The organism is Palleronia sediminis (genome assembly GCF_004358695.1).
GTDB classification, from domain to species: domain Bacteria; phylum Pseudomonadota; class Alphaproteobacteria; order Rhodobacterales; family Rhodobacteraceae; genus Palleronia; species Palleronia sediminis.
Genome location: NZ_SNAA01000004.1, coordinates 120,539 through 133,477 on the forward strand (window position 1 = coordinate 120,539; position 12,939 = coordinate 133,477).

Annotated in this window: 12 protein-coding genes; 7 read left to right on the forward strand and 5 right to left on the reverse strand. The window is 68.3% G+C overall.

Annotation, left to right across the window (positions count from 1 at the left end; translation table 11 throughout):
- Positions 1-2 precede the first annotated feature (2 nt).
- From E2L08_RS05475 to E2L08_RS05490, 4 genes are all read left to right on the forward strand, one after another.
- Positions 3-1,829 (forward strand): DUF4422 domain-containing protein, encoded by a 1,827-nt coding sequence (locus E2L08_RS05475; RefSeq protein WP_133396054.1) that lies wholly within the window; start codon positions 3-5, stop codon positions 1,827-1,829.
- Positions 1,826-2,467, forward strand: a complete 642-nt coding sequence (locus E2L08_RS05480) for a sulfotransferase (protein ID WP_133396055.1) — start codon at positions 1,826-1,828, stop codon at positions 2,465-2,467. The genes E2L08_RS05475 and E2L08_RS05480 overlap by 4 nt, the downstream gene beginning before the upstream one ends.
- A gap of 85 nt (positions 2,468-2,552) precedes the next feature.
- Positions 2,553-3,506 carry an NAD-dependent epimerase/dehydratase family protein gene (locus E2L08_RS05485; RefSeq protein ID WP_133396056.1) on the forward strand — a complete coding sequence of 318 codons (954 nt, stop codon included), beginning with the start codon at positions 2,553-2,555 and terminating at the stop codon, positions 3,504-3,506.
- A 17-nt stretch (positions 3,507-3,523) separates the two neighbouring features.
- Positions 3,524-4,663 carry a hypothetical protein gene (locus tag E2L08_RS05490; protein ID WP_133396057.1) on the forward strand — a complete coding sequence of 380 codons (1,140 nt, stop codon included), beginning with the start codon at positions 3,524-3,526 and terminating at the stop codon, positions 4,661-4,663.
- Here E2L08_RS05490 and E2L08_RS05495 read toward each other — a convergent pair.
- Positions 4,660-5,784 carry a hypothetical protein gene (locus E2L08_RS05495; RefSeq protein WP_133396058.1) on the reverse strand — a complete coding sequence of 375 codons (1,125 nt, stop codon included), beginning with the start codon at positions 5,782-5,784 and terminating at the stop codon, positions 4,660-4,662. The genes E2L08_RS05490 and E2L08_RS05495 overlap by 4 nt on opposite strands.
- 159 nt (positions 5,785-5,943) lie before the next feature.
- On the opposite strand from E2L08_RS05495, the gene E2L08_RS05500 reads away from it, so the two are divergent.
- The 3 genes from E2L08_RS05500 to E2L08_RS05510 all read left to right on the forward strand — a co-directional run bounded on the left by E2L08_RS05500 (position 5,944) and on the right by E2L08_RS05510 (position 8,752).
- Entirely contained in the window at positions 5,944-6,699 is a 756-nt protein-coding gene (locus E2L08_RS05500; protein WP_133396059.1) for a phosphoadenylyl-sulfate reductase, read from the forward strand.
- Between the two features lie 65 nt (positions 6,700-6,764).
- Positions 6,765-7,427 (forward strand): potassium channel family protein, encoded by a 663-nt coding sequence (locus E2L08_RS05505; RefSeq protein ID WP_133396060.1) that lies wholly within the window; start codon positions 6,765-6,767, stop codon positions 7,425-7,427.
- On the forward strand, positions 7,424-8,752 hold the full coding sequence (locus E2L08_RS05510; RefSeq protein ID WP_133396061.1) for a TrkH family potassium uptake protein: 1,329 nt from the start codon (positions 7,424-7,426) through the stop codon (positions 8,750-8,752). Before E2L08_RS05505 ends, E2L08_RS05510 begins: the two co-directional genes overlap by 4 nt.
- On the opposite strand, the gene dxs is transcribed toward E2L08_RS05510, so the two are convergent.
- The 4 genes from dxs to E2L08_RS05530 form a co-directional block, all read right to left on the reverse strand.
- Positions 8,749-10,686, reverse strand: coding sequence for a 1-deoxy-D-xylulose-5-phosphate synthase (dxs, locus tag E2L08_RS05515; protein WP_133396062.1), 1,938 nt, complete (start codon positions 10,684-10,686; stop codon positions 8,749-8,751). The two genes, E2L08_RS05510 and dxs, sit on opposite strands and share 4 nt — an antisense overlap.
- Positions 10,687-10,758: 72 nt before the next feature.
- A complete protein-coding gene (locus tag E2L08_RS05520; RefSeq protein ID WP_370450628.1) occupies positions 10,759-11,619 on the reverse strand; it encodes a polyprenyl synthetase family protein in 861 nt (286 codons plus the stop codon).
- Positions 11,616-11,831 (reverse strand): exodeoxyribonuclease VII small subunit, encoded by a 216-nt coding sequence (locus tag E2L08_RS05525; protein WP_133396150.1) that lies wholly within the window; start codon positions 11,829-11,831, stop codon positions 11,616-11,618. The genes E2L08_RS05520 and E2L08_RS05525 overlap by 4 nt, the downstream gene beginning before the upstream one ends.
- 35 nt (positions 11,832-11,866) lie before the next feature.
- Positions 11,867-12,790, reverse strand: a complete 924-nt coding sequence (locus tag E2L08_RS05530; protein WP_133396151.1) for a histone deacetylase family protein — start codon at positions 12,788-12,790, stop codon at positions 11,867-11,869.
- Positions 12,791-12,939: the final 149 nt, after the last annotated feature.

Sequence of the window (12,939 nt, forward strand, 5' to 3'; positions counted from 1 at the left end):
CCGTGAAAGCGACGATCTACACGGCATATCACATGGCCGCGCCCGTCCTCGAAAGCGCCTCGATCGTGCCGATCCATGTCGGCCGGGCACGGGCCCGCACGCCGCTGCCCGACATGATCGGGGACGATACCGGCGATCATATCTCGTCGCGCAACGACACCTATTGCGAGCTTACCGCGCTTTACTGGGCGTGGAAGAACGGGCGGGCATCGGATTACGTCGGGCTGATGCATTATCGCCGGGTGCTGGACCTGACCGGGCGCCGCGACAGCCCGCAAACCGAGCAGTTCCTCGACCGCTTCGACATCCGCGAATGGACGGCCGAGGCCGAGGACTGGATCGCGCGGACCGATGTCGATCTCGTGGTGCCGCGGATGCACACCATGGCCCTGACGGTCGAGCAGAACTATGCCCGCGGGCACAAGGCCGAGGATTTCGCGCTCACCCGCGCCGTCGTGGCCGAGCGGCATCCCGACTGGCTGGCCGATTTCGACGCGATGGCGGCAGGGACGGGCATCCGTCTCGCCAACATGTTCCTGATGCGGCGCGACCTGTTTGAGGATTACTGCGCCTTTGCCTTCGACATACTCGAGCAGGTCGATGCGCGCGGCGGCGACCGCCGGGCGTGGTACTCCATGCAGGACTGGCGGTATCTCGGTTTCATCGCCGAGCGGCTGTTCACCCTCTACGTGACCCGGATCATGCGCGACCGCCCCGAGTTGAAGGTGCGCAAGGTCAATATCCTCAATATCGGGCGCGCCGCCGTCACCCCCTATATCTCGGGCAAGCGGCTGACCGGCCCCGAACACGTCAACATCGCCTTTTCGGCCGACCGCGCCTATCTGCCCCATACGGCGGCGATGCTGCGGTCGATGGTCGATCACGTCTCGCCCGAGCGGCAGTACAACCTGTTCTTCCTGCAATCGGGCGTCGGCGCCAAGGCGATGGAGGCGCTGCGCACCATGCTTGCGCCGTTCCCGAATGTCGCGCTGCACGCGATCGACGTGGGCGACCGCTTTGCCGATGCGCACCGGTCGGCCACGCGGGCGCCGTCGAACGCGACCTATAACCGGTTCCTGCTCTTCGACCTTCTGCCCGACCTCGAGCGGCTCCTGTATCTCGATGTCGACATGATCGTGCGCGGCGACGTGGCCGAGATCTTCGATGCCGATATCGGCGACGCGGCCATCGCGGCCGTGCCCGACTTCATCATGACCCGGACCCTGACCGGGCGCACGCCGACCATCGACCCCGACGTGCCCGACCTGGGCGCCTACCAGCGCGACACGCTCAAGATGACCGAGGCGCAGATCTCGCGCTATTTCAACGCCGGGCTTCTGCTGTTCAATTTCGCCGCGATGGACACGGCCCGGGTCGGCCGCGACCTGATGAAGATGGCGGCCTCGGGGCGCTACCTGTTCCGCGACCAGGATATCCTGAACAGCTATTTCCGCGACCGCTATTTGCCGCTTCCCGCCAAGTACAACGTCTTCAACACGATCGCCTCCGGCTATGGGCGGGTGCCGCGCGACAACCACGAACAGGCGCTCGCGGCCAAGCGCGATCCGTTCATCGTCCATTTCGCCGCGGGCGACTACAAGCCGTGGGACGGGGCCACCGTGCCCTGGGCCGATCTCTACTGGCAATCGCTGATCCGCACGCCGTTCTACGGCGAGGTCATCGGGATCCTGCGCGAGGTGATGGAGGAAAAGCATCGCCGCGGCTTTGTCCGCCGGCAGGGCCGCGCCCTGATCGAGACCTTTCCCGCCCTGCGCCCCGGTCTCATGTCGATCTATCGCGGCCTGTCCCGCGTGCGGAGGCTGCGTTGACCGACCGCGTGATCCATATCGTCGCCTCGCCCTACAAGACCGCGACCTCGTCGGTGGGCGATGCGCTGATCCGCCTGGGCGTCGGTACGCGCGACATGGGCTACAAGCCCAGGGTGCAGCGCGCGATCAAGCCGCTGCTCAAGCCGCTCAACGCCGAGGCCGACGCGGCCACGGATCTGCGTGCCTGGATGTCCGGGAACGCCGCGCGGGTGCGCGAAACGCTCGTCCCCGTGATCGAGGCAATGGCGCCTTATGACGTCTTTTCGGACGCGCCTTGCGGTCACGCCCATATCCACCCCGCGATCCACAAGATCCTGCACCCGGCCGCGCGGCTGATCTGGGTCGACCGCGACGAGGAAAGCTGGGTCGCCAGCGTCCGCAACTGGGAAATCACCCATCCCGACGTCTACAAGCAGCATCACCTCTGGGACGAGAACCCGGACCTGCGCCGCAAGCGCATCCTCGCGCGGCGCGCGCAGCGCCGGGGCCGGTTCGCGCGCACGGCCGAGCTGTTTCCAGACGACATGCTGACCGTGCCGATGGCCGATCTCGACAGCTATGCCCCGCTGTGCCGGTTCTACGGCGTGGCGATCCCCGACGAGGGGTTCCCGCGCGCGAATGTCTCGCGCAAGGCTTGAGCGCACCGCCCGCGATTGAACTTGCGCGGGGGCTGGCGTAAGGGGCGCGCACCTGCCGCAACCTGACGAAAGACGCGTATCGCCCATGAAGAACTCATCTTCGCTCATCCTCGTCGGCGGCTTCGGTTTCGTCGGGCGCAACATCCTCGAGGCGATCGCCGACGACCCGAGCTTCGAAGGGCTGTCGCCCGCGGTCATCGACGACCTGTCCAACGCCGCGCCGGGGCACGAAACGCTCGATCTGCCGTTCTTCGCGGGCGACTACCAATCCGGCGGCGCGCTGGAATTCGCCGACGGGATGAAGGACGAGGGGCGCATCTTCGTGTTCCTCGCCGGCGAGACGCGCGTGGCCGAGTCCAAGGACCGGCCGATGGATTTCATCGAGGCCAATATCACCGCGCCCTCGCAATTCGTGATGCGCGCGGTGCGGCCGGGCGACCACTTCATCCTGATCTCGACGGCGGGCGCGCTTTTCGACGGCACTTTCGAGGTCCGCACCTCGTCGGCCTATTGCCCCAAGAATTTCTACGGCGCGACCAAGGCGGCCGAAGAGTTGATCCTCGAAAAGCTGGTCGAGCTGCGCGGCGGCAGCTTCAGCGTCATCCGCATGACGAATGTCTATGGCCGCCATTCCGAGAAAAAGAAAAGCGCGATCCATGCCTTTACCCGCGCCGTCCTGTCGGGCGACAAGGTGTTCGTGAATGGCGACGGGCGGCAAAGCCGCGACTTCATCTATTCGGGCGATGTCGGGCGCGGGATCGCGACGCTGGCCCGCCGCCTGCGCGACGGCGAGCCGACCGACCGGGTCAACATGCTGGGTGCGGGCGAATCCACCAGCCTGATGGATGTGGTCGAGGCGATCGAGGCCGCGGCCGGCAAATCGCTGAACTACGAAAAGGTGCCTGCCGCCGACCTGCTGGCGACCGAGCCGCGCGACGTGATCGCCAGCGGCGAGGATGTGCGCGTTCTGCTGGGCGACGGCATCACCCCGTTGCACGAAGGCATCCGGCGCACCTACGATTTCTATCGCGACCTCTGACCCCCGACGGAGCCGCCATGACCCGCCTCGTTGTCCATGTCGGCGATCCCAAGACGGGCACCAGCGCGCTTCAGCGGGCGTTCTTCTTCGGCATGGTCGATGCGCCGAAAGGGTCGCTGGCCTATTGGCGCCGGCTCAACGCGAACGACCTCGTGCGTCCGCTCAAGGCCCGCGGGCGCGACACCGGCCAGACCGCGTGGCAGCATCTGCCCGGATGGCTGTCGGACTGCGGGCCGGACACCACCGCGGTCATCTCGGCCGAGCTGTTCTCTTCGGCCGATCCGCGCGCGCTCGATGCCGCGCTGCGGCGCCACGTGCCGGGTCCGGGGGACGAGGCGCTGATCGTCTGCTATGTCCGCCCCCATCTCGACCGCTTCCTCGCCGCCTACATGCAGCGGATCAAGACCGGCGGCATCTTCGGCACAATGGACGAGTTCGAGGTCCAGTCCGACCAGATCGGCCTGCTCGAGTTCGGAACCCGCCTGCGCGCCTGGCGCGAGGTTTTCGGCAAGCGGCTCGTCGTGCGGCCGTTCCTGCGTGACAGGCTGCGCGGCGGTGACGTGGTCGAGGATTTCCTCCATGTCATCCGGCCCGACGGGGCGTTCCGGCTGAAACGCCAGGTCCGCTTCAACGAAAGCACGCCGGTCCGTGCGCTGGCCGGGCTGCGCCCGTTCCACAGCACGCTGAGCGAACGGGGCGTGGACCGTCCGACCCGCCACACGATCGGCGCCGCCATCGCGCATTGGCCGCTGAAATCCGCGTCGGTCGAAAAGCCATGGATGTCGGCCGAGATGGCGGGGCGCCTGCGCGACCGCTGCGTCGCGGATGCCGCGATGCTCGATGCCGAGTTCTTTGGCGGCGAGGCGGTGATGGTCCCCGCGCTCGACAGGAATGCCGACGCCGCGCGCGACACGCCCATGCAGCTCGAACCCGAGCTGCATTTCTCGCCCGACGAGATGGGCGCCCTGCTGGGTCATGCCGAATGGCTGGCGGCGAAACTCGCCAGCCGCGATCTGGACTGGCCCGCCCATTACCGCGCCGCCTATGTCGAGCGGCGCCCGGCCTATCGGTGGTTCCGCCATGTCGTGCCGGGGGGCCTGTTCCACACGGCGATCGACCGGCGGATCGGCCGGATCGCGCAGATGCTCAGGGGCTAGACCCCGTCACGGACGCCGCTGCCCTCGCGCAGGGCCGCGATGCGGAACCCGCGCAGGCGGGCCCGCCAGTCGCCGCCGTCGCTCATCAGTTCGGACGCCAGCTCGGCCAGCGCCTCGACCGCCGCGCGCTCGCCGGGGGCAAGATGGTCGCCCGGCTCGACCGATTGCCGCTCGGCCGGGGCGTCGCGCACCGCGCGGGCCAGTTCTGCGCGCAGCACATCCTCGCCGCCAAAGAACGCCGCATCGACCGCGGCCGCGTCATCGGCGAACCGGGCCGCGATCCGTTCGGCCAGATCGCGCGGCAGGCGCAGCTTGTCCTGTCGGCCCGCGGGCCGCGCCTTGCCCAGCAACCGGGCAAGTTCCCACCCGACCGCGTGACGCTGGCCCTTGGCCATATGCGCCAGCTTGTCCTGCACCACGCGCATCACCATCAGCTCGTGCAGCGTGAGGCTTTCGTTGTCGGCCGCGCCCGGCCCGATCTCGAAAGGCGCATCGCCCAGCGCCGCCCCGAGGAAATCGTCGATGACCGAGCCGTTCCTCAACCGCTCTCGGATCATCGGCCGCAGCTCGAACGCATCGCCGAAAACACGGCGCCATTTGCCGAACCGATCGGCATAGTGGAACCGCGGGTTGTCGAGCGCGCGCGCGATGAACTCGTCCAGCCCCTTGCGATACCAGCCGATCTTGATCTGCTCGGCATAGCTCGACAACAGCCGCGCGGCATGGGGGCGGACATAGGCGATGATGCGGATCTCGTCCGCCCAGCCGGCAAGATGCGTGTCGATGGCCGCGCGCAACTGGCGCGGGGGGGTCGCCTCGAACACCTCGCCTGACAGGATGCACAGCCCCGCATCATGCGCGTCCATCTGCGACCGCACCCATTCCAGCCGATCCTGCGCGCCGCCCTTTTCGACCTGCGGGCGCAGGTGGTTATGGTTCAACTGGTCGTCCCGGATCGGGTAGATCAGCGTCGTGCCCGGCGTCGTCACCCGCCCCATCGCCAGCGCGTTCTGGATCGAGGTCGAGCCGGTCTTGTTATCGCCGACGTGAAAGATCAGCCGCCGGGCGGCATCGGATGCCGGGGCGGTTCTGCGGCGGAGCGCGGCGGGGATCAGACGCATGAGTGGGCCTCGGGCGGTGAACGACGGCCAGCCTCTAGCCCACGACGCCCCCGCTGTCACGGCGCCCCGCGGGCAAAGCGTCGCCTATTCGCCGCTCTTGCAGGGGCGCGTGTCCGCCGCGGTCTGGGCAGGCTGCGCGATCTGCTGTAACCGGATCGCATGAGCCCTGTGCCGAACGCCCCTTTCGAGACCTCCGCCCGGATCGCGCTGCGCGACCGCGCCGCTTCCCTTTCGGCCGCCCATGCCGGGCGCACGGCCGAGGACGTGCTGAAATCGGCCATTCGGGACGAGTTTCCGGGCCGCATCGGGCTTGTTTCGTCCTTCGGCACCGAAAGCGCGGTCCTGCTGCGCATGGTGGCCGAGATCGACCCCTATGTGCCGGTGATCTTTCTCGACACGGACAAGCATTTTCCCGAGACGGTGGCCTATCGCGACCGGCTGATCGACACGCTGGGCCTGTGCAACATCCAGATCGTGCGCCCGCGCCCCGTCCGGCTCGCGGCCGAGGATCCCGACGGCACGCTCCATGCGCGCAACCCCGATCTGTGCTGTCACGTCCGCAAGACGCTGCCCATGCTCTCGGCGCTCAGGTCGCTCGATTGCTGGATTACCGGGCGCAAGCGCAGCCAGGCCGCCACCCGTGCCGAGCTGGCGCTGTTCGAGACGCAGGATCGCTGGCTCAAGGTCAATCCGCTGGTCGAGTGGTCGCGCGACGACATCGCCGCCTACATGACCCGTCATGACCTGCCCGACCATCCGCTCAAGGCGCAGGGCTACCTGTCGATCGGCTGCGCGCCCTGCACCCGCGCCGTGGCACCGGGCGAGGATGCGCGGGCCGGGCGCTGGGCCGGGCAGGACAAGGTCGAATGCGGCATCCACATCGTCGACGGCAAGATCGTCCGCCGCGGCGGATAGCGCGCGCTGCTCTGGGCGAGGGGCGCGGGCGGTCTAGGTGTTCGATGCCCTGACGGAGTAACCCCATGCCGCGCGACAAGATGACCTTTCTCGTGATCGGCCTCGGCAATTTCGGCGCGGCGGTGGCCAAGGACCTCAAGCGGTTCGGCAATTACGTCATCGGCGTCGACACCGACGAGAGCATCATTTCCGACCATGCCGAGCAGCTCGACCAGGCGCTGATCCTCGATGCGCGCGACGAACACGCCCTGCGCGAGATCGGCGCGGCCGATTGCGACGTGGGCGTGGTCGGGCTGGGCCACGACCTCGAGGCGAGCGTTCTGGCCACGATGAACCTGCGCCTCGTCGGCGTGGACAAGATCTGGGCCAAGGCGTCGTCCAAGACCCATCACCGCATCCTCACCCGGCTGGGCGCCGACCGGGTCATCCACCCCGAGGAACGGGTCGGCAAGCAGGTCGCGCAGATGCTGCACAACCCGCTGATCCGCGACTATGTCAGCCTCGGCAACAGCTATCACGTCGTGAACCTGCGCATCCCCGACGAATTGAACGGCAAATCCACCGAGGCGCTGAACCTGGCCAAGTTCGACCTGCGATGCCTCGGGATCATGCGCGGGACCGAGTTCCTCGCCTATGGCGACGAGACGGTCGAGCTCGAGGGCAACGACATGCTTCTGGTGCTTGGAAAGCGGGGCGATCTGCGCGCCTTCACCTCGAGCATCGGATGATCTCGCTCCGCCGTCTCGGCCGCTTTCCGCCCCCGGCGCTGCTGGCCCTGTTCTACTTCGGCGCGGTCGTCGCGGGCACCGTGTTGCTCAAGCTGCCCATATCGACCCGCGTCCCCATAAGCTGGAGCGACGCGGCCTTCACCTCGACCTCGGCGGTGACGGTCACGGGGTTGATCGTGGTCGATCCGGGCACCGTATTCACCTATTTCGGGCAGGGTGTGCTTGCCGTGCTGATCCAGGCCGGCGGGCTGGGGCTGATGACATTCGCCGCGCTGGTGGCAGCCATGCTGGGGCTGTCGGTGGGAATGCCGCAGCGCATGATCCTGCGCGACGACCTGAATCAGACCGCGATGAGCGACCTTATGGCGCTGGTCCGGGTGATCCTGCGTGTCGCGCTGTTGTTCGAGCTTGGCGGGGCGGCCCTGCTCGCGGTGATCTTCGTGCCGCAATTCGGCTGGGCCGAGGGGCTGTGGCAAGCGGTGTTCCACGCGGTATCGGCCTTCAACAACGCGGGGTTCTCGCTGTTTTCCAACGGGCTGATGGATTACGCTGACACGCTGATCGTGACGGTCACGATCCCCTTTCTCTTCATCACGGGCGGCATCGGGTTCGTCGTCCTGGCCGACATGGTGTCGAAACGGTCCTGGCAGCCGTTGTCGCTGCATTCCAAGCTGATGCTGACCGGAACCGCCGTTCTGATCCTATTGGGCTGGGTCATGTTCGCCGCGCTCGAATGGACCAATCCCGGCACGCTTGGCGGGCTCGACTCGATGGGCGCCCGCATCCAGGCCGCGTTTTTTCAGGCGGTGACGCCGCGCACGGCGGGGTTCAACACCGTGGCCACCTCCGAGATGGGCGACAGTACCGCGCTGCTGACCATGGGGCTGATGATGATCGGGGGCGGATCGGCCTCGACCGCGGGGGGCATCAAGGTGACGACCGCCATCGTGCTGATCCTCGGCACGCTGGCCTTCTTCAACCGCGAGAAGGAGCCTCATATTTTCGGCCGGTCGCTCGGCTCGAACGAGGTGACGAAGGTGATGGCGCTGACCACGCTGGCGGCGCTGATCGTCTTTGCCGGGACATTCGTGCTGACCCTGCGCAATGACGGCGATTTCCTGGTGCTGATGTTCGAGGTCGTTTCGGCCTTCGGCACGGTGGGGCTGTCGATGGGCGCGACCTCGGAACTCGACTGGTCGGGCCGGGCGGCGATCTGCGTCATCATGTTCCTCGGGCGCGTCGGCCCGCTGGTGCTGGGCTTCTACCTCGCGACCCAGCTTCGCCCGCGGGTGCGTTATCCCGCGGGCCAGATCTACCTGGGCTAGGAGGCGCCCTGACCCTTGGAGCCGATGCTCTCGATCCCGAGGACCGACAGCACCTTAGCCTCGATATCCTCGGCGTTCAGCCCGGCGACGGCGTACATGTCGCGCGGGTTGGCCTGGTCGATGAAGATATCGGGCAGCACCATCGACCGGAACCGCAGCCCGGTGTCGAACACGCCTTCTTCGGCGAGGAGCTGCGCGACATGGCTGCCGAAACCGCCGATGGCGCCCTCTTCGATGGTGATCAGCGCGTCATGCTCGCGCGCGAGCCGCAGGAGCAACTCGCGGTCGAGCGGTTTCGAGAACCGCGCATCGGCGATCGTGGGCGTGATCCCGCGGGCGCGCAGCGCCTCGCTGGCATCCATGACCTCTTTCAGCCGGGCGCCGAAACTCAGGATCGCGACGCCGCGCCCTTCCTGGATCATGCGGCCGCGCCCGATCTCGAGCGGCACGCCGCGTTCGGGCATGTCGACGCCGGTGCCCTCGCCCCGCGGGAAACGGAACGCGATGGGGCCGTCGTCATGGGCCACCGCGGTCGCGACCATGTGGCGAAGCTCGGCCTCGTCGGCGGCGGCCATCACCACGAAGCCCGGCAGGTTCGACAGAAAGGCGGTGTCGAAAGCGCCCGCATGGGTCGCCCCGTCGGCGCCCACCAGCCCGGCGCGGTCGATGGCAAAGCGCACCGGAAGCCGCTGGATCGCGACGTCATGCACCACCTGGTCATAGCCGCGCTGGAGGAAGGTGGAATAGATCGCGCAGAACGGCTTCATCCCGCCGCCAGCGAGCCCGGCCGAGAAGGTGACGCCATGCTGCTCGGCGATGCCCACATCGAAACACCGCTTGGGGAACCGCTCGGCAAAGAGGTTGAGCCCCGTGCCGTCGGGCATGGCGGCGGTGACGGCCACGATGCGGTCGTCGCGCGCCGCCTCGTCCATGAGGGTCTGCGCGAACACCTTGGTGTAAGAGGGCGCGTTCGACGGCGCCTTTTTCTGCTCGCCGGTGACGACGTTGAATTTCGAGACGCCATGCCCCTTGTCGGCAGCGTCCTCGGCGGGGCGGAACCCCTTGCCCTTTTTCGTGATGGCATGGATCAGCACCGGCCCCGTGGCCCGCGCCCGCGCCGTCCGCAGAACGGGGAGCAACTGGTCCAGATCGTGCCCGTCGATGGGGCCGACGTAAGAGAACCCCAGCTCTTCGAACAGGGTGCCGCCGATGGTCATGCCCTTGACCAGCTCATGCGCGCGCCGCGCGCCCTCGCGGAAGGGCGGGGGCAGCATCGACACCGCGCCCTTGGCCGCGGCCTTGAGTTCCTGGTAGGGCGCGCCCGCATAGAGGCGCGACAGGTAGGACGACATCGCGCCCACCGGCGGCGCGATGGACATCTCGTTGTCGTTGAGGATGACGAACAGCCGCCGGTCGAGATGGCCCGCGTTGTTCATCGCCTCGTAGGCCATGCCCGCCGACATCGCCCCGTCGCCGATCACCGCGATGCCGTCGCCGAGCGACGGGTCGGGCGCACCGCCCAGCTCGCGCGCCATGGAAAAGCCGAGCGCCGCCGAGATCGAGGTCGAGCTATGCGCCGCGCCGAACGGGTCGTAGGGCGATTCCGACCGCTTGGTGAATCCCGACAGCCCGTCCTTCTGGCGCAGGGTGCGGATGCGGTCGCGCCGCCCCGTCAGGATCTTGTGCGGGTAGCACTGGTGGCTCACGTCCCAGATCAGCCGGTCGCGCGGCGTGTCGAACACCGCGTGGATCGCGACGGTCAGTTCGACCACCCCCAGCCCGGCACCGAGATGGCCGCCCGTCTGGCTCACGGCCGAGATGGTTTCGGCGCGGAGCTCGTCGGCGACGCGGCGCAGGTCCTGGTCGGACAGCTCGCGCAGGTCGGCCGGGCTGTTGATGCGATCGAGAAGAGGGGTATGGGGCGTGTCAGTCATGGCGGGCCTCGTCTGGGGCTGCTTGATCGTAGGGGATCGGAACGCCCGGCGCAAACCGGTCGGCACCGCGGTTCAGCTTTGTCGCGCGATCACGTAGGCCGCGCAATCGCGCAGGGCATCGGCCCGCGCGCCATAGGGCGACAGGGCGTCGCAGGCCTCTTCGACGAGGGTCGCGGCCCGGCTCTTGGCGCCGTCGAGCCCCAGTAGCGAAACGAACGTCGCCTTGCCCGCGCCCGCATCCTTGCCCACCGCCTTGCCGGTCGCCTCCGCCGAGCCCTCGACGTCGAGCACGTCGTCCGCGATCTGGAAGGCCAGCCCCAATGCGCGCGCATAGGCTCCGAGCGGCGCGGGATCGGCACCGGCCAGAACGGCGCCCGCGCGGCCCGACCATTCGATCAGCGCGCCGGTCTTGCCCGCCTGCAAAGCCTCGATCTCGGACAGGCCGAGCGGGTGCGCGGCACTTTCGGCCGCGATGTCGAGCGCCTGTCCCATCACCATTCCCTCCTGACCCGCGGCGCGCGCCAGCGACAGCACCAGCGCCGCGCGGATGGCCGGGTCGGGATGCGCCTTCGGTCGCGCCAAGAGCTCGAAGGCCAGCGTCTGAAGCGCGTCGCCCGCAAGGATCGCCGTCGCCTCGTCCCAGCGCACATGCACGGTCGGCTGGCCGCGGCGCAGGTCGTCGTCATCCATCGCGGGCAGGTCGTCATGGACCAGCGAATAGGCGTGAAGCGCCTCGATCGCCGCCGCGGCATGGGTGGCATCGGGCCCGTCGCAGATGCGCGCGCCCTCGATGACGAGGAATCCGCGCAGCCGCTTGCCGCCCGTGACGGCATGGCGCATCGCATGGTGAACGGGCATGTCGCCGCGTACCGCGTCCGTCAGGCAGGCGTCGATGGCGGTGCGGGCGGCGCCGAGGCGGGATCGAAAGCTCACGGGTCGAGAGGCTCGGTGCCCTTGGGATTGCCGCGCTCGTCCAGCGTGATCGCGGCGACCTTTTCCTCGGCCGCCTTGAGCGCGTCGGCGCAGCGTTTGCGCAGGGCCGCGCCGCGTTCGTAAAGCGCAATCGATTCCTCGAGAGCCACGTCCCCGGTCTCGAGCCGCGACACCACGTCCTCGAGCTCGCGCATGGCCTGCTCAAAGCTCATCGCGTCGACGGGGGCGCGATCCGGGGTCTTGTCGTTCACGGGCAACGTTCCTTCAACATGCCGACATGCGCGGCCACCGAGATTTCGAGCGCGTCCAGATCATATCCCCCCTCCAAAGTCGAGACGATCCGCCCGCCGCTGAACTCGTGCGCGACGTCGCAGAGCCGTTCGGTGATCCAGGCGAAATCCTCGGCCTCCCAGTCGAGATTGGCAAGCGGGTCGCGCCGGTGGGCGTCGAACCCGGCCGAGACGATGATCAGCCCCGGCTGGAACCGCCTCAGCGCGGGCAGGACCTGCCGCTCATAGACCAGCCGCATCGCGCCCCCGTCCGTGCCGGGGTCGAGCGGCAGGTTCAGGATCTGCCCGTGCGCGCCGCGTTCACGAGGGTTGCCGGTGCCGGGAAACAGCGGCATCTGGTGCGTTGAGACGAACATCGCGTTGCGCTCGGACCAGAGCAGATCCTGCGTGCCGTTGCCGTGATGCACGTCGAAATCGACAACCGCCACCCGGTCGAGGGACCAGCGTTGCAGCGCATGGCGCGCGCCGATGGCGGCGGTGCCGAACAGGCAGAACCCCATCGCGGTCTCGGTCTCGGCGTGGTGGCCGGGCGGGCGGCACCCGACAAAGGCCGATCCCGCCTCGGCGCCCAGCACCGCGTCGATGGCGGCGATCGTGCCGCCCACCGCGTGCCGCGCGGCGGCAAGCGATCCGGGCGCGAGGATCGTGTCCCCGTCGAGCGCGGCGTGGCCTTGCGTGGGCAGGCGCGCCTCGATCCGGCGCAGGTATTCCGCCGGGTGGCACAGGGCTATGTCCTCATCGCTGCAATCGGGCGCCTCGCGCCGGTCGAGCCCCAACGGGGCAAGCCCTCGCTCGACCGCATCGAGCCGCGCGACCCGCTCGGGATGCCCCTCGGGGGTGACGTGATCGCGGCCCGAAGGGTGAGAGAACCAGATCGTCATCGGCATGCCTTTCGCAATCGGGCGCGATGCCCGTCGGTCGAAGGGCAAGGAAAAGGCCATCCGCGGCCAAGCGCAAGAGGGGCCGCCGCGCCCGTGCGCGCCCCCGCGCGCCGGGGCCGCCCGCCTTGTCGGGCAGGGTTCCAGCGGCT